The organism is Rhodococcus sp. IEGM 1341 (assembly GCF_030056895.1).
In the GTDB taxonomy this organism is placed as follows: domain Bacteria; phylum Actinomycetota; class Actinomycetes; order Mycobacteriales; family Mycobacteriaceae; genus Rhodococcoides.
Genome location: NZ_JASHKV010000001.1, coordinates 886421 through 908687 on the forward strand (window position 1 = coordinate 886421; position 22267 = coordinate 908687).

Consider the following 22267-nt stretch of genomic DNA (forward strand, 5'->3'; position numbering starts at 1 on the left):
TCGTCATTCCTTCCACCTGCATTCGTATCTGTTGTTGCACAACACGGCGTCGTGCCGCCATGTTCCCGCCCGATCGCTAGAGTCCCGTGAATGGCTGCGTCCACACCTGCTCTCGCGCTGCTCACCGCACGAAAGGTGGCGCACACCGTGCATTCGTACGACCACGACGCACGGGCGCAGTCCTACGGCGAGGAGGCGGCACAGATACTCGTCGAACGACTCGGCGTTCGGCCCGAACAGGTCTTCAAGACTCTCGTCGTCGAACGAGCGGATCGCTCGCTGGCGGTGGCGATCGTCCCGGTGACGACGACGCTCTCGCTCAAGGCCGCGGCCGCCGCGCTGTCCACCAGAAAGATCACGATGGCCGACAGGACTGCCGCCGAGCGCTCCTCCGGGTACGTCTTCGGCGGTATCTCACCTCTCGGCCAACGCAAATCCCTGCCCACCACGATCGACGTTTCGGCCCTCGGTTTCGAGACGATTCTGTGCAGTGGAGGTAGGCGCGGACTCGAGATCGAACTCGCACCGGCCGATCTCGTCCGGCTCACAGCCGCTACATCCGCGCCCATCGCCGCGCGCTGATCCCGAATGAGAGAAGATGGACGGGTGAGCAATTGGACAGCCCCCGCCGCCGTCGCACCCGTCGACGCGACAGTCACTCTGCCCGGATCGAAGTCGATCACCAATCGCGCACTGATCATCGCCTCGCTCTCCACCGGCTCGTCGACGATCACCGGTGCCCTGCGCAGCCGTGACACCGATCTCATGATCGACGCCCTGACAACCTTGGGCATCGATATCGAGGCCGCGGAGGACGACAGGACGTCGTTGCGGGTGACTCCGGCACCGCTGCACGGAGGAGCCGTCGACTGCGGGCTGGCAGGTACCGTCATGCGCTTCGTGCCACCCCTGGCTGCGCTCGCCGCAGGCGAAGTGTCGTTCGACGGCGACGAGCAGGCACGTATCCGACCGCTCGACACGATCCTCGACGCTCTGCGCGCGGTGGGGGCCGAGATCGACGGCAGCGCGCTGCCGTTCACGATGCGTAGCACCGGTTCGCTGCGCGGCGGATCGGTCGAGATCGACGCCTCGGGCTCTTCGCAGTTCGTCTCCGGTCTGATGCTCTCCGCCGCGGCCTTCGACGAGGGAATCGAAATCCACCACATCGGCAAGCCCGTTCCGTCGATGCCGCACATCGACATGACCGTGGAGATGTTGCGGCGTGCGGGCGTCCGAGTCGATACCCCCGAGTCCGGTGGTGACGCGAACACCTGGCGGGTGCACCCAGGCCCGGTCGCGCCGATCGACTGGACCATCGAGCCGGACCTGTCCAACGCCACCCCCTTCCTCGCTGCAGCGGTGGTGACGAAAGGCAGAGTGCGCGTGCCGAATTGGCCCGAATCGACCACTCAGCCCGGCGACGCATTCCGCGAGATACTCACCCTGATGGGCGCTCGAGTCGACCTGACCGCAGGCATCCTGACCGTCGAGGGCCCGGATACGTTGCGCGGCATCGATTTCGATCTCCACGATATCGGCGAACTGACCCCAACGGTCGCGGCGCTCGCCGCACTGGCCGAGGGGCCGTCGATTCTGCGTGGCATCGCCCATCTGCGTGGCCACGAGACCGACCGACTCGCTGCACTGACAACCGAGATCGTCCGACTCGGCGGACGCGCCGTCGAGACCGACGACGGCATCCGAATCGATCCGGCACCGCTGCACGCAGGCGTCTGGCACTCCTACGCCGACCACCGCATGGCGACCGCAGGCGCGATCGTCGGCTTGCGGGTACCCGGGGTCGAGGTGGACGACATCGGCACCACTGCCAAGACGCTCCCCGGCTTCGAAACGCTGTGGGACGCAATGCTGTCCGCATCGACACCGAGCGGGGTCGGCTCCTGACCGCGCGCCGGTACGACGAGTCCGACGTTCGGATCCGACCGGGTAAGAGTTCGCGACCACGGACCAAGACTCGACCCGAACACAACGACGCAGAAGCAGGCATGGTCGTGTCCGTCGACCGCGGCCGATGGGGATGCGTGCTCGACGGTGATCCGGCACGGCCGGTCGTGACGATGCGCGCCCGCGAGCTGGGCCGAACTCCGATCGTGGTGGGAGACGAGGTCGGTATCGTCGGAGATCTGTCGGGCAAGGTCGACACTCTGGCTCGTATCGTGCGCGTGGCCGAGCGACGGACGGTGTTGCGTCGCACCGCGGACGACACCGACCCGTTCGAGCGCGTCGTGGTGGCCAATGCCGACCGGCTGCTCATCGTTGCCGCGCTCGCCGACCCACCTCCTCGCACCGGCTTCGTCGAACGAGCACTCGTGGCGGCGTACGTCGGCGGACTCGAACCCGTTCTGTGCCTGACCAAGAGCGATCTGGCCGACCCCGAAGAATTCACCGCCGCCTTTGCCGATCTCGACGTACCGGTGGTGCTGGCGGGCCAGTCCGAGGACCTCACGGAGCTGACCTCGATGCTGACGAACTCGGTGACCGCGCTCATCGGACACTCGGGCGTCGGAAAGTCCACGCTCGTCAACCGGCTGGTGCCCGACGCCTATCGCGCCACGGGGGTGGTTTCGGGCGTCGGCAAGGGCCGCCATACTTCGACGCAGTCGGTGGCGCTACCGCTTCCCGGCGGCGGCTGGGTGGTGGACACTCCCGGGATCCGGTCGTTCGGACTGGCGCACATCTCCCCCGAGAACGTCGTCGCAGCGTTCTCCGACCTGGCCGACACGATCGAGAATTGCCCCCGAGGATGCACGCACCTCGGCCCGCCCGCCGATCCCGAGTGCGCCCTCGACTCCCTCACCGGCGACCCGGCCCGTCGCGTCGCGGCAGTTCGCCTACTCCTCGAGGCCGTTCGAACGAACGAAGCCTGGTAGCAACCACCCGCTCGGGGTCGGTTGCCACCAGGCTCCAATTCGGTGCAGAGCTTACGCGGCCTTACCGACCAGCCTGCGGATTCCCTTGCGCTTCTTTGTTTCTGCGATGGCGGTGCGCAAACCACGACGCTTGCCGGTTTCGGGATCGACGGTGAACAGGCCCGCCGGCGCGTCGGCCCATTTGCGCTCGGACGCCGTTTCGGGAGCGTCGTCGCTGGTCGCCCTCAGGTACTTGTTCGGCAGCGACAGCTTCGCGATGGTTCGCCAGGACAGGAAGTACTGGTGAACGATCGAACCGGTCGTGTATGGCAGGTCGTACTTCTCCGCCAGTTCGAGCACTCGAACCTTGATCTCCCGCAGGCGGTTGCTGGGGAGGTCCGGGAACAGGTGGTGCTCGATCTGGTAGCAGAGGTTGCCGCTCATGAACTCCATGACGGGACCGGCATTGAAGTTCGCGCTGCCGAGCATCTGACGCAGGTACCACTGCCCCTGCGTCTCACCCTCCATGTCGGACTTGGTGAACTTCTCCGCACCGTCCGGGAAATGGCCACAGAAGATGACGGTGTTGGTCCACACGTTGCGCATCATGTTGGCGACGATGTTCGCCGTCAACGTGCTCTTCCAGGCAGGCCCGGTCAGCAACGGGTGCAGGATGTAGTCCTTGCCGATCTGCTTGCCGACCTTCTCGAGCACCTCGCGCCGCTTCTGCTCGAATTCCTCGCGCGGCACTCGGCCCTTGGCGACCTTGCCCAATTCGAGGTGCTGAAGCGCCACTCCGTACTCGAAGAACAACTGCAGCAGCAGGTTGTAGACGGGGTTGCCGATGTTGAAGGGCTTCCACCGCTGATCGCGGGTGACGCGGAGCAGACCGTAGCCGACGTCGTCGTCCATGCCGAGCACGTTGGTGTACTTGTGGTGGATGTAGTTGTGCGTCTGCTTCCAGTGAGCCGACGGGCCCGTGTTGTCCCACTCCCACGACGTGGAATGGATCTCCGGGTCGTTCATCCAGTCCCACTGGCCGTGCATGACGTTGTGGCCGAGCTCCATGTTCTCGATGATCTTCGCGACCCCGAGCATGGCGGTGCCGACCAGCCAAGCGGGACGCTTGCGGCTGGCGAAAAGCACGGCCCGGCCACCGATGTCGAGGGATCGCTGCAGGCGGATCGTGTTCTTGACGTACCGGGCGTCGCGTTCGCCGCGGGACGCTTCGATGTCACGTCGGATGGAGTCGAGCTCGTGGCCCAACGCCTCGATGTCGGCATCGGTCAGATGCGCGTATTCTTTGACGTCCGTAATCGCCATGGGATACAACCTCCTGGCAGTCGTGAACACACAGCTCGCGTAATCAGGCCATGTGCAATTCCGTCGCCTACCGTACCGTAAGTTACGGTCCCGTAGGTTAGTGGCGGAAATCTGTGTGACGATTCACAACGGAACGCGGTCACCCGAGCGACGCAGGCTCTTGGCCTGACGCTTGGCTTCCTTCTTGGCGTTGCGCAAGCTCACCCGTGCCTCTTGCATTGCCGAACGCAGACCTCGACGCTGCCCGGTGAGCGGATCGATTCTGAGCGCGTGGACGGTAGGCGCATCGCCCTCCCGCCATCGTCGCTCGGACGACGTTTCGGGAGCGTTGTCGGACGTGGCGCGTAACCACGAGTCGGGCAGCGACAGCTTGTGGATGGTCCGCAGCGCCAGCAAGTACTGCTTGCCGAGCGATCCTGTGGTGTACGGCAGATCGTACTTCTCACACAGAGCGTGCACCTTCTCGGCGATCTCCGAGTACCTGTTGCTTGGCAGATCCGGGAACATGTGGTGCTCGATCTGGTAGCAGAGGTTGCCGCTCATGAAGGCCATGACCGGACCGGCCTCGAAATTGGCACTACCCAGCATCTGACGCAGGTACCACTCGGGGCGTGTCTCGGTCTCGAACTGCCCGATCGTGAACTTCTCGGCGCCATCGGGGAAGTGACCGCAGAAGATCACCGCGTAGGCCCACAGATTGCGGACCAGGTTGGCCGTGGCGTTGGCGGTCAACGTGGACTTCCACGCCGGGCCGGACAGTGCCGGGAACAGGACGAAATCCTTGCCGACCTGCTTGGCGATCTTGCGCGCGAAAGCGCGGCTCGCCGGAGACTTCAGCAGACCCTTCTGGTCCTCGCCGTCCAACTGCTTCTGAGCGTCGTAATCGTGCAGCGCGATGCCCCACTCGAAGGTGGTGGCCAGCACGATGTTGGCAAGCGGCTGAACGAGATTGATCGGCTTCCACGGCTCGTCACGAGTCATGCGCAGAATGCCGAAGCCGATGTCGTCGTCCATGCCGACGATGTTGGTGTAGGTGTGGTGCGAGTAGTTGTGGGCTCGCTTCCACTGCTCGGACGGCCCGGTCTGGTCCCACTCCCACGAGGTGGAATGGATCTCCGGATCGTTCATCCAGTCCCATTGCCCGTGCATCACATTGTGACCGAGCTCCATGTTCTCGATGATCTTGGCGACACTGAGCATCGCTGTGCCGGCGATCCAAGCAGGCCGATACTTGCTGCCGAGCAGCACCGCGCGGCCGCCGAGCTCCAGCAACCTCTGCAGTCTGATGGTCCGACGGATGTATGCGGCATCGCGCTCGCCACGGCTGTCTTCGACGTCTCGACGAATCGAATCCAGTTCGCGACCGAACGCTTCCATGTCCGCTTCGCTGAGATGAGCGAACTCTTTGATGTCGGTGATGGCCACCGGGTCCTCCAACAGTTGAGTGCAGTGCCCGAAATATCGGGTTTCGACGTGGGCAACCTACGTAAGCGTAACCGAACAGTCTGAGAAGGCAGTGTGCGAGAAACAGACCTACAGTTCCAATGTGCAGTCGCCCGCAGCTGCGGAAATGCACGTCTGGACGCGGTCGCCCTCGCTGTGTTCCTTACCGGAACGCAGGTCTATGACATGCCCCGAAGTCAACGGCACCACACATGTCTGGCAGATACCCATCCGGCAGCCGAACGGCATCTGAACTCCGACGTTCTCGCCTGCTTCGAGCAGACTGGTCGCGCCGTCGACAGTGGTCTTCTTGTCCGACTTGGAGAACGTGACGGTGCCGCCGGCACCGGAGGTATCGGCGCGCGAGATCTCGAACCGCTCCAGATGAAGCCGGTCCTCGATTCCTTCTCGCTTCCAGGTCTTCTCGATCTCCTCGAGCAGTGCTGCCGGTCCACACGCCCAGGTGTCGCGCGTGCGCCAGTCGGGATAGAGCTCGTCGAGCGAGGCGAGTGCGAACTTGCCGTCCGATCGTGTCAGCTGCACGTGCGAGGTGAAGTTCGGATGAGATTTCTCGAGCGCAGCGATCTCGGCGGCGAACATGACTTCGTCCTCGGTCGGTGCCGAGTGGATGTGCACGGTGTCGGGCATGTCGCCGTGGCGATCCAAGGCCCGCAGCATCGAGATGATCGGGGTGATGCCGCTACCGGCTGTGACGAACAGGATCTTGTTCGGCGGCGGCACGGGCAGCGCGAAATTGCCCTTCGGGGCGGCCAGCCGAACGATGGTCCCCTGCGGCACACCGCCGACCAGATGCGAGGAGAGGAAGCCTTCCGGCATCGCCTTGACGGTGATGGAGATCAGCTTGTCTTCCCAGTTCGGCGGGGAGGTCAACGAGTACGAACGCCAGTGCCATCGCCCACCAAGGTGCAACCCGATCCCGATGTACTGGCCGGGCCGGTAGTCGAAATTGAAGCCCCAACCCGGCTGGATCACCAGGGTCACCGCCGTGGCGGTCTCCTTCTCCACTCGCACGATGCGGCCGCGAAGTTCGCGTGCGGACCACAGAGGATTGGCGAGATGAAGGTAGTCGTCGGGCAACAAGGGGGTGGTGATGCGGGTGAAGGCACCACGCACCATGTTCAGTCTCGGACGCTTGGGGGCCGATACTCCGGCCGCCGGAGCCTCCAGCCACTTCTTCAGATCCATCGGGTGTTCCATCCCCTCGATCGAGATACTGAACCGCTTGCGGTCATCGAGGTTACGCTACCGTAGGTTCGGGTTCGGGAACACCTGTGTCGGTGTGAATCGTGTGCGAACGAACACGACGGAATCACAGCAGTTCGAGCAGAAACGACAACTCTTGCGGGGCGTACCACGCGAGCGTGTGATCCTCGGCGTCTCCCAGCACGAACTCCGCATCCTCGTCTCCCATGTCCGCGGCATCGACCGCGGCGACGGCCTTGGCGACCGCCGACTCGGCACCTTCGAGATCGACGTGGACCGACGCGACCTGATCCATCCGCAACGGCTCTTTGAGCCGGACGACGGCGTCGTCCAGATCGGGACGCAGAGTGGGATCGTCGACATCGGCCGCGATCACTGCCCTCCGGTACACCACCCCTTCGGCGACTGTCCCGGTGTCGGTCTCGTCGTCGACCGCTGCGGCGATCAGCCGCAGAGAGGCCCGAGCTGCCTCCCCCATCGCCACCTCGGAAAGTTCCTCGTCGTCGCCGGACGAGTACGCCTCACGCAGTGTCGGTGTCACCGCGAAGGCCGTGCGCGAGACCGGGCTGAACTCGCCCTCCGCCGACAGCACTTTCAAGAACTCCAGCGTCGCCGGAACGTAGACACGCATGACAGAAGACCTCACACTCTCGATTCGTTACTCGCGTCGACCAACTCTTCCAACGCCTCGTGCAGAAGCGCCGTGACGACGTCCACATCGGGCATGGCACCTCGATCTGCATTGAGCCCGAAGAACACGTAGCCGTCGTAGGACGTCAGCCCGATGCTCATCGCCTGGTTCTCGAACAGCGGCGACACCGGATACATCTCGAGCATGCGCGCACCGCCCACATACAGCGGGAACTGTGGTCCGGGGGCATTGGTGACGATCAGATTGAACACCCGCTGGGACAGCCGACTACCCGCTCGCGCGCCCATCGCGTGCAGGCTCGCAGGCGCGAATCCGGAGATGCGCATCAATGTCTGAGCGGTGACGCCGCGACTCTGCTTGGAGTGGGCCTCGGTGGCGTGCGCTATGTGCGAGAGGCGCACCACGGCATTGGATTCACCGACGGGCAGGTCGACGAGAAACGACGAGACCTCGCTGCGATCTTCCTCGGTCGCCTCGACCGGCCGATCGGCCGCATCTCCGAAACCGACCCGATCGGCCGAGACGTACACCGACATGGGCACCATGGCCCGCACCGTGGAGGACGCCGTGACGGGCTCGCCTCGAGAGAGCAACCAATTGCGCAGTGCCCCGGTGACGACAGCGAGCACCACGTCGTTGATCGAGCAGCCGAACCTGTTGTGCACTCTGCGGTAGTCGGCGAGCTCGGTCTTGGCCACCGCGAATCTGCGGTTTCGCGAGATCGGGGCGTTCAGCGGACTCGACGGCGCGCTCTGGGTCGCGGTGCGCAGCACGGCCGCGACCTTCGCTGCGGCCCGCAAGGCTCCACCCGCGACACCGGCAGCGCCGTGGACCGCGCCGCGCAGTGCCTCGACGCTCTCCCCCGGACGTACCACCAAGTCGGTGAGAGCATCGATGACCAACGCCGAATCCTTCGGCTCGCGCGCGGGCATCCAGAGTTCCTCGGCCATCGGCGGCGGATTCTTGCTGGCATCGAGAATGACCTGACCGATGTCGAGCGCGTGTTCACCGTCGACCAGCGCCGAGTGAGACTTGGTGAAGACGGCGAAACGATTCTTCGACAACCCCTCGACCAGGTACATCTCCCACAGCGGACGGGTGCGATCGAGTGGGCGCGAGGTCAGCCGCGCGATCAGATCGTGCAGCTGATCGTCCGAACCCGGCTTGGGTAGTGCCGAACGGCGGATGTGGTAGGTGATGTCGAAATCCGCGTCGTCGACCCACACCGGCCTGGCCAGCCCGAAGGCGACCTCACGCACCTTCTGCCGGTACCGGGGAACCAATGCCAGGCGTTGCTCGACCAACGACAGCAGACGGTCGTAGCTGAATCCACTGCGCGGAGTCCGGAAGATGGCGAGCGACCCGAGGTGCATCGGGCTGCTACTGGCCTCGAGAAAATAGAACGACGCATCCTGCGCTGTCAGCCTGGTCGCCATCGCGTGTTCCAGTCCCCGTCCTCGCGTGAAGTACGCGCCGATTCCTGTGGCCGAGCGCGCAGTGTGCTCGAACTTAGAGTACGTGGCGGACGAATGTCGGTCTCGGGGTCGTTCGAGGACCGTGTCGCGTGTTGCTCCCGGGTTTCGGCGGGAACCGAACGCGCGCTCGGACCGTCAATGTCGGTGTGAGCGTCATCGAATCGAACGACCCGCCGCACATCGCGGACACCTCGGCCCCGGGCCCGCAACTCCGCGCCGAACATCATTGCTTTCTCTCGCGTGCCGCTCCGTTCGAGCCGCCGCTCAGCTCCGGTGCCGTGCACACGTGGGATCCAGCGGCGATCACCGATTCGCCGCCCGCCCGACACCGGCCCTCCGTGCGCAGCAACCGTTCTCGACGGCGCATCGAGCCTCCCGGCCGGCCGACGGTGCCCGCCGATGCGCGCTCGAGTGCCGACCGGGCGATGCGCATGATGATCGAGGTGATCGATCGACGACGCAGCGCAGACCAGCTGTCGCCGTTGTTCACCGCCTCGATGATCGACCTGGTGCGGACCATAGTGCGAAACCCACCGCCAGGAAGGCGACTCGGATTCGCCGCAGTGCGTCGAGTGCATGTGGCGTATCAGTCGGATGTCTCGGCCGAGATCTTCGGCTCGTACACTCGCGGCCCACGTATGTTCGCCTTCGCGGGCCGAATCGAGCTCGCCATCGACCCGCGCCGGCCCGGGTGGACGGTCACGTCGTTGCGAGTGGGGTGAGGGTCGCGTCGCCCCGAGGCGACGCGACCGTCGTGAACTACCTCTTGCGCTTGGAGCGAGCTGCCTTCTTGGGGGCCTTGCTCTGAGTTCTCGCCGCCTCGCGACGCTCGCGGCGGGTGCCCTCGGCCGCGGACTCGCTGCCGGTCGGGGTCGGCCCGGATCGACGAACGGCAGTGCCGCCGCCCTCTGCCGGACCGGAGAAGGTCAGTCTCTGGTCTTCCTGCTCGTCGAGACCCTTCGCCCGCAGCGCCGAGGGCACCGCAGGAGCAGCGGGTGCAGGAGCGGTGGGTGCGGGAGCCGTCGGTGCAGGTGCCGTCGGTGCAGGTGCTGCGGCGGGTGTCGCTGCCGGGCGGCCGGAGCCCACCGGAGAGGACAGTCCGGGAGCCACTGCGAGACCTGCCGAGGCTGCCGGACCTGCCGGAGCCGGTGTGGCCTCGACCTGCAGGTTGAACAGGAAGCCGACCGACTCCTCCTTCAGGCCGTCGAGCATGCCCTGGAACATGTCGTAGCCCTCACGCTGGTATTCGACCAGCGGGTCGCGCTGCGCCATCGCGCGCAGGCCGATGCCTTCCTTGAGGTAGTCCATCTCGTAGAGGTGCTCGCGCCACTTGCGGTCGAGAACCGACAGCAGAACTCGACGCTCGAGTTCGCGCATTCCGTTCTCGCCGGCGATGCCGTCGATCTCGGCCTCGCGCTTGGCGTACGCCGATCGCGCGTCCTCGAGCAGCGCCTCACGCAATTCGTCGCGGGTCAGGTCGCCCTTCTCGCCGTCCTCGTTCTCGCCGGAGAGGACCTTGTGGTCGATTCCCACCGGGTAGAGAGTCTTCAGCGCGGTCCAGAGCTGTTCCAGATCCCAGTCCTCGACGTAGCCCTCGACGGTGGCACCGTCGACGTAGGCGGTGATCACGTCGGTGATCATGCCCTCGACCTGGCCCTCCATGTCCGCACCTTCGAGGATGCGGCGGCGCTCCTCGTAGATGACGGTGCGCTGCTGGTTCATCACCTCGTCGTACTTGAGAACGTTCTTGCGGATCTCGAAGTTCTGCTGCTCCACCTGCGTCTGAGCACTCTTGATGGCCTTGGACACCATCTTGGCTTCGATCGGGACGTCGTCGGGCAGGTTGAGCCGAGTCATGATCGATTCGAGTGCGCCGCCGTTGAATCGACGCATCAACTCGTCGCCGAGAGAGAGGTAGAAACGCGATTCGCCCGGGTCACCCTGACGACCGGAGCGGCCTCGCAGCTGGTTGTCGATGCGGCGCGAATCGTGCCGTTCGGTACCGAGGACGTACAGCCCACCGGCCTCGCGCACGGTATCGGCATCGGCCTTGACCTGCGCCTTGACCTCTTCCAGCGCAGGCTCCCAGGCAGCCTCGTATTCCTCGGGGGTCTCGACCGGGTCCAAGCCCTGCTTCCGGAGCTGCAGGTCGGCGAGGATGTCCGGGTTGCCGCCGAGCACGACGTCGGTACCACGACCGGCCATGTTGGTCGCGACGGTCACCGCGCCCTGCCGGCCCGCCTCGGCGATGATCGTCGCTTCCTGCTCGTGGAACTTCGCGTTCAACACGTTGTGTGCGACGCCGCGCTTGGTGAACTGCTTCGACAGGTACTCCGATCGCTCGACGCTCGTCGTGCCGATGAGGACCGGCTGGCCCTTGCCGTGCCGCTCGACTACGTCGTCGACGACCGCGTCGAACTTGGCCTCTTCGGTCTTGTAGATCAGGTCGCCGTTGTCCACTCGGACCATCGGACGGTTCGTCGGAATCGGAATGACGCCGAGTCCGTAGATCTGATGGAGCTCGGCGGCCTCCGTCTCGGCGGTACCGGTCATGCCCGACAGCTTGTCGTACAGGCGGAAGTAGTTCTGCAGTGTGATCGTGGCCAGAGTCTGGTTCTCGGCCTTGATCTCCACCTTCTCCTTGGCCTCGATCGCCTGGTGCATGCCCTCGTTGTAGCGGCGTCCCACCAGGATGCGGCCGGTGAACTCGTCGACGATGATGACCTCGCCGTCGCGGACGATGTAGTCCTTGTCCTTGGTGTAGAGCTCTTTGGCCTTGATCGCGTTGTTGAGGTAGTTCACCAGCGGTGAGTTGGCGGCCTCGTACAGATTGTCGATGCCGAGCTGATCCTCGACCAGTTCGACGCCTGCCTCGTGCACACCGATGGTCCGCTTGCGGATGTCGACCTCGTAGTGGGTGTCGACCTTGAGCATCGGCGCGATACGGGCGAACTCGCCGTACCACTTGCTCGACGCATCGGCCGGTCCCGAGATGATCAGCGGCGTACGGGCCTCGTCGATGAGGATGGAGTCGACCTCGTCGACGACCGCGAAGTTGTGGCCGCGCTGCACGAGGTCGTCGAGCGAGTGCGTCATGTTGTCGCGCAGGTAGTCGAAACCGAACTCGTTGTTGGTGCCGTAGGTGATGTCCGCGGCGTACGCGGCGCGGCGTTCCACCGGGGTCATGCCGGACAGGATCACGTCGACCGAGAGACCGAGGAAGCGGTGCACGCGGCCCATCCACTCCGAGTCGCGCTTGGCGAGGTAGTCGTTGACCGTCACCACGTGCACACCCTCGCCGGAGATGGCATTGAGGTAAGCCGGGAGAACACACGTCAGTGTCTTGCCCTCACCGGTCTTCATCTCGGCGATGTTGCCGAAGTGCAGAGCGGCACCGCCCATGACCTGTACGTCGAAGTGCCGCTGCGACAGCACTCTCCAGGACGCCTCACGGGCCACGGCGAAGGCCTCGGGCAGGAGCTGATCCAGGGTCTCGCCTGCGGAGTACCGCTCCTTGAACTCCGCGGTCTTGCCGCGCAGTTTGTCGTCGGAGAGGCTCTCGACGTCCGGAGACAGGGTCGAGACGTGGTCGGCGATGCTCTTGAGCCGCTTGACCATGCGACCTTCACCGACACGGAGCAGCTTGGAAAACGACAGCGACGGCACGGGCTTTCTCGTCCTCGATCCTCGGTTCACGGGTACTGGTACGAACAACACTGCATACTGCACGAGCTCACGGGTTCGTCACCACGACATCTGCGCGGCGGGTAACCCGAACGCGTCCATGGTAGGCGGTGTCGCTGTGAACCCGGCAGCCCGACTATCGGTCGTCGGAGATCGCCGGTCGGCCATTCGGACAACACCGACACAGCACTGCAGGCTCGACGTGGGGATCGAGTCTCCGGCGTCGAGCCTGCAGCGGTGAAAAGATTTCACGGACGGCGAACGTGTCGAACCGTCCCGATCGGTCCGGTCAGGTGAGTCTGATCAAGCCGTAATCGAAGGCGTGCCGTCGGTACACGACCGAGGGGCGATCGGTTGCGCTGTCGTGGAACAGGAAGAAATCGTGGCCCACGAGTTCCATTTCGTACAGTGCGTCGTCGACGCTCATCGGTGCGGCCGAGTGGGTCTTCGTCCGCACGATGTGCCCCGGGCCGCTCTGGTCGTCCTCGAAGGAGTCGAGTTTCGTCTCGGGGTCGAGTGCCAGCGTGTCGTCCTCGGCGAGTTCGGCAGTGGCCTCGGCGACGGATACGGGCCGCTTCTCGCCGTAGTGAACCTTGCGACGGTCCTTGGTGCGCCGGAGTCTGCTCTCGAGTTTCGACGTCACCGCTTCGAGTGCGGCATAGAAACTGTCGGCGCACGCTTCGGCTCGAACGACCGGGCCCTTGCCCTTCGCGGTGATCTCCACGCGTTGACATGCCTTGGCCTGGCGGCGATTTCGTTCGTGCTGCAGTTCGACGTCGAACAGGTAGATGGAGGGATCGAAGCGCTCGAGGCGAGCCAGTTTCTCGGAGACGTATATCCGGAAATGATCCGGTATCTCGACGTTGCGGCCCTTGACCACGACGTCCGCATTGCTCTTGGCGGGTTCTTCAGAGGGCTTCTCGTCGAAGAAAACCGAGGCTTGTGAAGGGGTCGTCACGCGTACCTCCCGATATCGGCCACGCCCACTGTTGGACGTGGCAAGTGTGCATGCCGAATGGGGAACCTTCCGGCATCAAAGTCCGGGGCATCACCTCACATCTGGTCCAGTCGGTGCGTGTCCGCGACGTTAGTCGGTCATCGACTCGTGTGCCACCGTTCACCCCGAATTGGTTGTCGGCGTGTCCTTCCACTCCGCCGTCACGCACTCGCCACCACCAGCGCTCCGGCCACCGGCACTCCGAAATCGGTTAGCACTCTTGCCGATTCGGCCAACGTGGCACCGGTGGTGACGACGTCGTCGATCAGCAGAACGGTGAAGTCCGCCGAAGGCGTCGCACGTGCGTCGGCGCGCGAACGAGCCACCCCGACGGCCTCGATCCGCCCTGCCACGTTGTGCTGCCGCTGGCCCGCCGACAGTCCCACCGAATCACGTACTCCACCGGTCATGCGGAGCAACTCGGGAACGAGCACACGCTCCGGTGCCAACTGTTCGGCAGCGACTCGAGCGCATCGCAGAACGGGATCGCCCCCACGAGCCCGCGCCGCACGAGCCCGAGAGGGTGCGCAGATCAGAATCAGCGAACTCAGCTCCGGTGGATCGATCTCACCCGCGTCGCGTAGATGTCCGACGGCCTCGGCGAGCGCTCGCCCGAAAGGCCGGGCCACCGACCGCCGACCTCGCTCTTTCAGTGCGATCACACCACTGCGGCGCGGCCCGCTGTACGTACCCAAGGACCAGCAGGGCACACCGGGATCGACTCGTGGCCGAACGGCGACGGGCGGAACGAACAGGGCCAGAGAACACCCTCCGCACCAGTGCTCCCCCGGCACACTGCACCCGGCGCACTCGAGGGGCAGAACCAGATCGAGGAGCGTCCGCATGGATGCGGAGTCTGCCCCGGCCCACCGACAGACATCTGCGACCGACGTCAGCCGGGCAGAATGGGCACAGCTTTCACTCCGGCCAGACCGGTGACCTCACGCCAGTACCGGTCGCCGACCGGATCGGAGTTGTTGAGGGCGAACACGGCCCGTGCATCGGCCACGTACTCCGTTTCCGGCGAGGCATCGACCGCCAACACCGGAGTGGTCAGGTTGCGTGACGGCAACGGATCCATCCGGGATCCGTCGACGCTCACCTGGACCACCGGTGTGTCGGTCGCGACCCGCGCGATCACGATGGTGTCGCCGGTACTCCAGTCCAAACTCGTGGCGTCGCTACCGAGTCCGATGGCCACGGCCCTCGGCTCGGTGAGGGAGTACACGCCCGAGGGCTCGCGCACCACCGTTGCCACGTACACGACGCCGTCGACGATGAGCGCCGCTCGCACTCCGTCTCGAGCCAGTCGCAGTTCGGTGACCCGGTTGCCGAGTGTCGTGACGGCGGTGGCCTCGACGGGTATCACCGACACCTGGCCGGTGGAAGGATCGCGGGCGGCCCGGATGACGTTGGTGCCGTCGATCACCGCCCAGGCCGCGTTGTCGTCGGCTCCCCAGGTGGGCCGGGTGATCGATTGCCCCTCGGCCACGGGAAACGCGCCGCCGTCGTAGCTGCCGACCATGAGCGTGCTCGACGGCGCAGGGGCGGGCCGTCCGGTGTCCGCGACTCCTGCCACGAGCGTGCCGTCGTTGGACAGGGCCACCGAGCGCAGATTGCGGGCCTGCCCGAAGTACCCGGGAGCGGGAGTGGTCTCCGCCTCGTCGACGCGAAGCAATTGGCCGGACGCGAGTGCGTGCAGTCCGACACCGTCGCCGGTACTGCCCAGCGGATCGAAGGAGTCGACACCTGCGGTCGTCCACCCGTCGGGCTTGGTCGTGTCGATCGGTTGACCGTCGGCGAGCAGCACGTAGGGTCCGGCGACCTCGGCCGAGGCGAGGGTCCAGATCACCTGCGCAGCAAGCAGTTCGCGGTCGCGATCACCCTTGTTCTGCAGGCCGCCGAAGTCGATCCTGATACCACCGAGTCCTACCCCCACCTGTGAGGTCTGGCCATCGGCCTTGGTGATGGGCCCGCGGATACTCACGTCGTCGGACAGTTCGTTGCTCACCGCGGCCGACAGCGCGGACTTGGGGCCGTCGATGAGCAGTTGCACGAGTTGGTTGGCGAGCTGGTCCTGCGATCCGCTGGTCCACCGCACATCGGGCACGAGTACGCCACCGAGCGGGTCGACGAAGTAGAGCGATCGCTGCTGATAGGTGTTCAGAAACGCGGATCGATCGATGACGACACCGGGCGGCAGTTTCGAGATCCGCCACTGACCGTCCACCCGTGCCATCTCGATCGCGGCGTCGAAGGTGTCCGATCCGGCCTGGTACTCGCCGCCCGAGGCAAGCATCCCGGCCGTCGCCGAGCGGATCGTGAACTGCGCGGTGTCTGCGGTTCGTGGACCGGACAGGGTGTCGATCCGATCCGCCACGACCGTCCGTGCGCCGTCGTCCCAGGTTCCCGACGCCTCCTCGGTGAGAAACTGCCGGGCGGCCTGGTGTCTGTTGGCAGAGACGGCGCTGGCCTCGAAGAAGTCGTCCAGCAGGCGGTCGGGCTCGCGTCCCGGCTCCGGGGCCGGAGCGCTGGTGGGCACGGCACCTGCGGTCAGGGTGCCGATGGCCTGGGGGCTGGACGACTCGGGAAGGCTGGCGCATCCGCTCACGAGGGCGACGACGAGCGCGCACATCGCCAGCACTCGGGTGCGACGGCACGAGAAGATCACGTCGCGGGCTCCGACGTGGCTGTCTTGGCTGCGGTGATCGCGGGAATCGGTTGTCCTTGTGCGAACTTCTTGGTGCTGGGTTTGAGGGGCAGTGGGGATCCGATCACCTTGTGCCCGCGCACGAGCGGCAGAGTGAGTCGGAAGCATGCGCCTTCGCCCAGTGCTCCCCACGCCTCGAGCTTACCGTCGTGCAAGCGGGCGTCCTCGACGCTGATCGCCAGCCCGAGGCCGGTGCCTCCGGATCGTCGAACGCGGGAGGGATCCGAGCGCCAGAACCGGTTGAACACCAGCTTCTCTTCGCCTGGTCGCAGACCGACTCCCTGATCACGCACGACGAATGCGGCCGCGTCGGCGTCCGAGCGCAGCCGCAGCAGGACCGGCTTGCCTTCGCCGTGGTCGAGTGCGTTGGCCAGCAGATTGCGCAGAATCCGTTCCACCCGTCGGGGGTCGACCTCGGCGATGACTGCGGTCTCGGGCATGTCGACGATCACTTCGGTGCCGGTCTCGCGCGCCAGGTGCCGCACGGTCGACACTGCCGCCCGGGCGCACATTCGCAGGTCGAGCTGTTCGGCGGCCAGCTCGGCCACGCCCGCGTCGTGCCGGCTGATCTCGAGCAGGTCACCGAGCAGGGTTTCGAACCGGTCGAGCTCGTTGACCAGCAGCTCCGAGGATCGCTTGAGTGCAGGCTCCAGGTCGTCGCTCGCGTCGTGGATGAGGTCTGCGGCCATCCGAACAGTGGTCAGCGGGGTGCGCAGTTCGTGGCTGACGTCGGAGGTGAATCGGCGCTGGAGGTTGCCGAATTCCTCGAGCTGGGTGATCTGTTTGGAGAGACTCTCGGCCATCTCGTTGAAGGACATCGCGAGTCTGGCCATGTCGTCCTCGCCGCGGACCGGCATGCGCTCCTTGAGCCTGCCGTCGGCGAACCGCACCGCGATCCTCGACGCCGAACGAATGGGCAGAACCACCTGACGTGCGACGAGCATCGCAATCGCCGCGAGCAGCACCAACAGCACCACTGCGCCGATGAACAACGTGCCGCGTACGAGCGAGAGCGTGCGATCCTCGCTGGCCAACGGAAAGATGAGATAGAGCTGCAGGGCCGAGATGTCGGATCCGGTGGGCGATCCCATGATCAGCGCCGAGCCGGAGTACCCGCCGTCGCTGTCGGTCACCGTCGCGTACTGCGAACTGATCAGGCCCTTCTTGACGAAGTCGCGCAGGCTGTTCGGGATCTGATCGACCGGGCCCACCGAGGCCTCCGCGCGGGTGGCGTCGCCTTCCACGATCAGGACCGGATCGAACGATCCCGCCGACCCGGTGGTCGACGCGGCGTCCAGGTCCTGATTGGTCAGCGCCGCCCTGGCTCGTTCGAGGCGCGTCGCGAGCCCGCTCGAATCGTCGGCCCCGGCGAGGTTGCCCTCGACGGTGGTCCGCGAACGGTCGAGTTCCTCGGTGGCGGCGGACAGCTTCGCTTCGAGTAGTCGGTCGGTGATCTGAGAGGTCAACACCACCCCGAGGATGAGGATGACCACCAGGGACAGCGTCAGCGTCGACACGACGACGCGCAGCTGCAGTGATCGACGCCAGGCATGGCCCAGCGACGTACTCAGCGAACGAAACCAACGCAGTACGGGAGAGAACTTGCCGTTGATTCGCCGCCGAGAATGGGAAAGACGGATCACGGCGGTCCGGCCTTGTAGCCGACCCCCCTCACGGTCAACACCACCTCGGGGTTCTCCGGATCCTTCTCGACCTTGGCGCGCAGACGCTGCACATGCACGTTGACCAGCCGGGTGTCGGCCGCGTGGCGGTAGCCCCAGACCTGTTCGAGCAACACCTCTCGGGTGAACACCTGACGTGGCTTGCGCGCCAGTGCCACCAGCAGATCGAATTCGAGCGGTGTGAGGGAGACGAGTTCGTCACCGCGACTGACCTTGTGGGCGGGCACGTCGATGACGATGTCCGCGATGGACAGCAGTTCGGCGGGTTCGTCCTCGGTCCTGCGCAAGCGCGCACGAACACGAGCGACCAGTTCCTTCGGCTTGAAGGGCTTCATGATGTAGTCGTCCGCACCGGACTCGAGACCCAGTACGACATCGACGGTGTCGGTCTTGGCCGTCAGCATGACGATCGGCACGCCCGAGTCGGCACGCAGGACGCGGCAGACGTCGATGCCGTTCATGCCGGGAAGCATCAGATCCAGCAGCACCAGATCCGGCCGGTTCTCGCGCACGGCCGCCAGTGCTTGGGTACCGTCGCCGACCACGAAAGGCTCGAATCCCTCACCGCGCAACACGATGGTGAGCATCTCCGCCAGAGCCGAATCGTCGTCCACAACCAGAATCCGAGGCTTCATGGTCCTATGGTGTCACTTTCCGAACGCCTGATGGCTGATTGAACATGTCGGCGGCGAGTCGATCGGGATCGACGTCGGCTGTGACGACTCGCCACGGTGACACCCAGTGCGAGGCCGCGAGCCTGCCGTACGCAGCCGAGGTTCGGCTCTGCAGTGAGCCGTCCCTCTCGTAGGCGTCCCGGGTTCGAGCGACGTCCGCACTCTCACGGGCCGCCGCACGCTCGGCGGCGAGCGCCACCGGGACGTCGAGGAGAATCTGGACATCGGGAACGGGCACGGCGAATCGGTCGAATTCGAGCGACCTGATCCATTCGACGGCCTCGCCGTCCGCGGACTGCTCCAGCCGAGCCGCGGTGTAGGCGGCATTGGATGCCACGTACCGATCGAGGAGAACGATATCGTTGTCCGAGAGCAACTTTCGGATCTCGTCGCCCGCGTCCCGGCGATCGAGCGCGAACATCAGAGCCATCGCGTGCACGCTGCCCGCGGTGTCACCGTGCTCGCCGTGCAACGCCTCGGCCGCCAGATCGGCGTGCACCGACCGGCCGTACCGGGGAAACCCGATGCGCTCGACCGACAGGCCCTCACGTTGCCACGCCGAAACGAGCCGACGGGCGAGCGTGTTCTTGCCCGCTCCGTCGACTCCTTCGATGACGAACAGTTTTCCCACTGACGGTGCGGTCAGTAGCGGTAGTGCTCGGGCTTGTACGGGCCCTCGACGTCGACGCCGATGTACTCGGCCTGCTCCTTGGTGAGCTTGGTGATCGAGCCACCGAGCGCTTCGACGTGGATGCGCGCGACCTTCTCGTCCAAGTGCTTGGGCAGGCGGTAGACCTCGTTGTCGTACTCGTCCGGCTTGGTCCACAGTTCGATCTGAGCGATGACCTGGTTGGAGAAGCTGTTGCTCATGACGAACGACGGGTGGCCCGTGGCGTTGCCGAGATTGAGCAGACGGCCCTCGGACAGCACGATGATCGAGTGCCCGTCCTTGAACTGGTACTCGTCGACCTGCGGCTTGATGTTGATCCGCGTGACATCGGGGGCCTTCTCCAGACCGGCCATGTCGATCTCGTTGTCGAAGTGGCCGATGTTGCCCAGGATGGCCTGGTGCTTCATCTTGCGCATGTGCTCGAACGTGATGATCGACAGGTTGCCCGTCGAGGTGATCACGATGTCGGCCTGCTCGATGAACTCCTCGACCGTGCGCACGTCGAAGCCGTCCATGAGCGCCTGCAGGGCGTTGATCGGGTCGGCCTCGGTGACGGTCACGCGTGCACCCTGGCCCTTGAGCGCCTCGGCGCAGCCCTTGCCCACGTCACCGTAGCCACAGACCAGAACGGCCTTGCCACCGATGAGGACGTCGGTGCCGCGGTTGATGCCGTCGATCAGCGAGTGGCGGGTGCCGTACTTGTTGTCGAACTTGCTCTTGGTGACGGAGTCGTTGACGTTGATGGCGGGGAACGTGAGCTCACCCGCAGCTGCGAACTGGTACAGCCGCAGCACGCCGGTGGTGGTCTCCTCGGTGACGCCCTGCACGGACGCGGCAACCTCGGTCCACTTGGACTTCGATGCCTCGAGCGAACGACGCAGCAGGCCGAGGAACACCTTGTACTCGTCCGAATCGTGATCGTCGTCGGTCGGCGGAACCACGCCTGCCTTCTCGAACTGCGCGCCGCGCAGTACCAGCATCGTGGCGTCGCCACCGTCGTCGAGAATCATGTTGGCGGGCTGATCGGGCCAGGTGAGCATCTGCTCCGCCGCCCACCAGTACTCTTCGAGGCTCTCGCCCTTCCACGCGAACACCGGGACGCCCTTGGGCTCCTCGACGGTGCCGTACGGGCCGACGACGACGGCCGCTGCTGCGTGATCCTGGGTGGAGAAGATGTTGCACGACGCCCACCGCACCTCGGCTCCGAGCGCAACCAACGTCTCGATCAGCACCGCGGTCTGCACGGTCATGTGCAGCGATCCCGAAACTCGCGCTCCCTTGAGCGGCTGTACGTCGGCGTATTCGCGACGCAGCGCGATCAGGCCGGGCATCTCGTGCTCGGCGAGCCGAATTTCCTTGCGGCCGAATTCCGCGAGGGACAGGTCCGCGACCTTGAAGTCGATTCCACCGCGGTGTTCCACGGTGAGTGCCGATCCTGACGTAACTGAGGTCGTCATCTTGCCTCTCCTGTTGACTGAGTGTCTGCCGTCCAGGCTATCGGGTCCGCACGCTTCGGGCTCCGACTGCCCGGAAGTGCAGAGGTGGAGCCTGTCGCCTGCGACCGATTGTCGAGACCCGCGCTATCCGTTTCGTCCGGCTCGCGCCAGGATTCGAGCCCGTTTGCGGGGCAGGATGTTCGCTCGGGTGATATCTCCCTGGTAGTGCGCCAGTACCCGCGGATCCATGACCCGACGCCACAGCGGCGGAATTGCGGCGAGCATCACCATCGAGGCGTAGCCGGCAGGGAGCTGCGGAGCCTCGTCGCAGGAGAGCAGGGTCTGGTAGCGCTTGCCCGGATTGGCGTGGTGGTCACTGTGTCGCTGCAAGTGGTACAGAAATATGTTGGTGCAGATCCTGTCGCTGTTCCAGCTGTGGCGGGGCGAGCACCGAACGTATCTGCCGCGATCGTTGGTTTCCCGGAGCAGGGCGTAGTGCTCCACGTAGTTCACCATCTCGAGCAGTACGAATCCGACGACGGCCTGCAACAGCAGGTACGGCGCGATGGACCAGCCGAACACGATCAACAGCGCGCCGAACAGCACCAGGCTGAGCAGCCACGTGTGCAGCAGGGCATTGGTCGGGCTTGCGACCGAGCGGCCTTTGCGCCGAAGTCGCTGCGACTCGAGCTTCCATGCGGAGCCGAGGCCCAGAATCGTGCTGCGCGGCACGAAGCTCCACACGCTCTCGCCCAGTCGTGCGCTCGCGGGGTCGTCGGGCGTCGCCACTCGAACGTGGTGTCCGCGGTTGTGTTCGACGAAGAAGTGCCCGTACAGCGTCTGAGACAGGGCGATCTTGGCCAGCCACCGCTCGTGCTGCTCGATGCGGTGGCCCAGTTCGTGGGCCGCGTTGATGCCGGTACCTGCCACCAGACCGACTGTGACCGCGAGGCCGATCTTGTCCACCACGCTCAGATCGCCGTACGCCCACATCCAGCAGGCGACGAAGAGCCCGACGAACTGAACGGGCAGGAAGAGGTACGTACACCACCGGTAGTACCGGTCGTTCTGCAGCTTTTCACTGGCCGAAGCGTCCGGATTGTGCCCGTCCTCGCCTGCGATCACGTCGATCACCGGAATGATCACGAAGAACACCAGCACGCCGCTCCACCAGAACAGCGGCATGCCCGTCCAGTAGACCAACTGCGACGGCAGCAATGCCGACGCCGGGGCCAGTAGCCCCAGCATCCATAGATATCGTTTGTTGTCCTGCCAGCGAACCGACCGCTCACTGGCCTTCGAATCCCGCCCCCCGAAAGCGACACCCGAACCCTCCAACGAAGGAATTCGGCCGTCCACACTCACTGTTGCAACACCCTCTCATCGAACTTTTTGAGTCCTCCAAGTCTGTTTTCGAGGGTATAACA

Annotated in this window: 18 protein-coding genes; 4 read left to right on the plus strand and 14 right to left on the minus strand. The window is 65.1% G+C overall.

Annotated features, from left to right (window positions below):
• Positions 1 to 90 precede the first annotated feature (90 nt).
• From ybaK to rsgA, 3 genes are read left to right on the plus strand one after another with little or no spacing between them, the layout of a single operon-like run.
• Positions 91 to 582 carry a Cys-tRNA(Pro) deacylase gene (ybaK, locus tag QM615_RS03965; protein ID WP_283347035.1) on the plus strand — a complete coding sequence of 164 codons (492 nt, stop codon included), beginning with the start codon at positions 91 to 93 and terminating at the stop codon, positions 580 to 582.
• Between the two features lie 6 nt (positions 583 to 588).
• The gene (gene aroA, locus QM615_RS03970) at positions 589 to 1905 is read left to right on the plus strand and encodes a 3-phosphoshikimate 1-carboxyvinyltransferase (RefSeq protein WP_283347036.1); all 1317 of its coding nucleotides are present in this window, start codon (positions 589 to 591) and stop codon (positions 1903 to 1905) included.
• Positions 1857 to 2891: a ribosome small subunit-dependent GTPase A gene (rsgA, locus tag QM615_RS03975; protein ID WP_283347037.1), complete on the plus strand. Its 1035-nt coding sequence runs from the start codon at positions 1857 to 1859 to the stop codon at positions 2889 to 2891. The genes aroA and rsgA overlap by 49 nt, the downstream gene beginning before the upstream one ends.
• A 51-nt stretch (positions 2892 to 2942) precedes the next feature.
• Here the strand turns inward: rsgA and QM615_RS03980 are convergent, their stop codons facing one another.
• The 5 genes from QM615_RS03980 to QM615_RS04000 form a co-directional block, all read right to left on the minus strand.
• Positions 2943 to 4193 carry a fatty acid desaturase family protein gene (locus QM615_RS03980; protein ID WP_283347038.1) on the minus strand — a complete coding sequence of 417 codons (1251 nt, stop codon included), beginning with the start codon at positions 4191 to 4193 and terminating at the stop codon, positions 2943 to 2945.
• Positions 4194 to 4316: 123 nt separating this feature from the next.
• Positions 4317 to 5618: a fatty acid desaturase family protein gene (locus QM615_RS03985; RefSeq protein ID WP_283347039.1), complete on the minus strand. Its 1302-nt coding sequence runs from the start codon at positions 5616 to 5618 to the stop codon at positions 4317 to 4319.
• A gap of 108 nt (positions 5619 to 5726) precedes the next feature.
• A complete protein-coding gene (locus QM615_RS03990) occupies positions 5727 to 6842 on the minus strand; it encodes a ferredoxin reductase (RefSeq protein ID WP_094642485.1) in 1116 nt (371 codons plus the stop codon).
• A gap of 124 nt (positions 6843 to 6966) precedes the next feature.
• A complete protein-coding gene (locus QM615_RS03995) occupies positions 6967 to 7491 on the minus strand; it encodes a DUF6912 family protein (RefSeq protein ID WP_068045663.1) in 525 nt (174 codons plus the stop codon).
• Between the two features lie 11 nt (positions 7492 to 7502).
• Complete coding sequence (locus tag QM615_RS04000) at positions 7503 to 8948, minus strand: WS/DGAT/MGAT family O-acyltransferase (protein WP_269593514.1); 1446 nt, start codon at positions 8946 to 8948, stop codon at positions 7503 to 7505.
• A gap of 185 nt (positions 8949 to 9133) precedes the next feature.
• Here QM615_RS04000 and QM615_RS04005 point away from each other — a divergent pair, with 185 nt between their 5' ends.
• A complete protein-coding gene (locus QM615_RS04005) occupies positions 9134 to 9709 on the plus strand; it encodes an Rv3235 family protein (protein ID WP_283347040.1) in 576 nt (191 codons plus the stop codon).
• Between the two features lie 37 nt (positions 9710 to 9746).
• On the opposite strand, the gene secA is transcribed toward QM615_RS04005, so the two are convergent.
• The 9 genes from secA to QM615_RS04050 all read right to left on the minus strand — a co-directional run bounded on the left by secA (position 9747) and on the right by QM615_RS04050 (position 22088).
• Positions 9747 to 12653: a preprotein translocase subunit SecA gene (gene secA, locus QM615_RS04010; RefSeq protein WP_283347041.1), complete on the minus strand. Its 2907-nt coding sequence runs from the start codon at positions 12651 to 12653 to the stop codon at positions 9747 to 9749.
• Positions 12654 to 12960: 307 nt separating this feature from the next.
• Positions 12961 to 13629: a ribosome hibernation-promoting factor, HPF/YfiA family gene (hpf, locus tag QM615_RS04015; RefSeq protein ID WP_149405452.1), complete on the minus strand. Its 669-nt coding sequence runs from the start codon at positions 13627 to 13629 to the stop codon at positions 12961 to 12963.
• Between the two features lie 200 nt (positions 13630 to 13829).
• On the minus strand, positions 13830 to 14513 hold the full coding sequence (locus QM615_RS04020; RefSeq protein WP_283347042.1) for a ComF family protein: 684 nt from the start codon (positions 14511 to 14513) through the stop codon (positions 13830 to 13832).
• Positions 14514 to 14560: 47 nt separating this feature from the next.
• Entirely contained in the window at positions 14561 to 16339 is a 1779-nt protein-coding gene (gene lpqB, locus QM615_RS04025) for an MtrAB system accessory lipoprotein LpqB (RefSeq protein ID WP_411742139.1), read from the minus strand.
• On the minus strand, positions 16336 to 18021 hold the full coding sequence (gene mtrB / locus QM615_RS04030; RefSeq protein ID WP_149405450.1) for an MtrAB system histidine kinase MtrB: 1686 nt from the start codon (positions 18019 to 18021) through the stop codon (positions 16336 to 16338). The genes lpqB and mtrB overlap by 4 nt, the downstream gene beginning before the upstream one ends.
• On the minus strand, positions 18018 to 18695 hold the full coding sequence (gene mtrA / locus QM615_RS04035; RefSeq protein ID WP_027496508.1) for an MtrAB system response regulator MtrA: 678 nt from the start codon (positions 18693 to 18695) through the stop codon (positions 18018 to 18020). Before mtrA ends, mtrB begins: the two co-directional genes overlap by 4 nt.
• Before the next feature lie 4 nt (positions 18696 to 18699).
• Positions 18700 to 19365 (minus strand): dTMP kinase, encoded by a 666-nt coding sequence (locus tag QM615_RS04040; protein WP_283347043.1) that lies wholly within the window; start codon positions 19363 to 19365, stop codon positions 18700 to 18702.
• Positions 19366 to 19376: 11 nt separating this feature from the next.
• Positions 19377 to 20861, minus strand: a complete 1485-nt coding sequence (ahcY, locus tag QM615_RS04045; protein WP_149405448.1) for an adenosylhomocysteinase — start codon at positions 20859 to 20861, stop codon at positions 19377 to 19379.
• Between the two features lie 123 nt (positions 20862 to 20984).
• Entirely contained in the window at positions 20985 to 22088 is a 1104-nt protein-coding gene (locus QM615_RS04050) for an alkane 1-monooxygenase (RefSeq protein ID WP_149405447.1), read from the minus strand.
• Between the last annotated feature and the right edge of the window lie 179 nt (positions 22089 to 22267).

What these genes read in the sequence shown, in the direction of transcription:
- ybaK (WP_283347035.1), top strand. Translation starts at nt 91, where the DNA reads ATGGCTGCGTCCACACCTGCTCTCGCGCTGCTCACCGCACGAAAGGTG.
- aroA (WP_283347036.1), top strand. Translation starts at nt 589, where the DNA reads ATGAGAGAAGATGGACGGGTGAGCAATTGGACAGCCCCCGCCGCCGTC.
- QM615_RS03980 (WP_283347038.1), bottom strand. Translation starts at nt 4,193, where the DNA reads ATGGCGATTACGGACGTCAAAGAATACGCGCATCTGACCGATGCCGAC.
- QM615_RS03990 (WP_094642485.1), bottom strand. Translation starts at nt 6,842, where the DNA reads ATGGATCTGAAGAAGTGGCTGGAGGCTCCGGCGGCCGGAGTATCGGCC.
- QM615_RS03995 (WP_068045663.1), bottom strand. Translation starts at nt 7,491, where the DNA reads ATGCGTGTCTACGTTCCGGCGACGCTGGAGTTCTTGAAAGTGCTGTCG.
- QM615_RS04000 (WP_269593514.1), bottom strand. Translation starts at nt 8,948, where the DNA reads ATGGCGACCAGGCTGACAGCGCAGGATGCGTCGTTCTATTTTCTCGAG.
- QM615_RS04020 (WP_283347042.1), bottom strand. Translation starts at nt 14,513, where the DNA reads ATGCGGACGCTCCTCGATCTGGTTCTGCCCCTCGAGTGCGCCGGGTGC.
- mtrA (WP_027496508.1), bottom strand. Translation starts at nt 18,695, where the DNA reads ATGAAGCCTCGGATTCTGGTTGTGGACGACGATTCGGCTCTGGCGGAG.
- ahcY (WP_149405448.1), bottom strand. Translation starts at nt 20,861, where the DNA reads ATGACGACCTCAGTTACGTCAGGATCGGCACTCACCGTGGAACACCGC.
- QM615_RS04050 (WP_149405447.1), bottom strand. Translation starts at nt 22,088, where the DNA reads ATGCTGGGGCTACTGGCCCCGGCGTCGGCATTGCTGCCGTCGCAGTTG.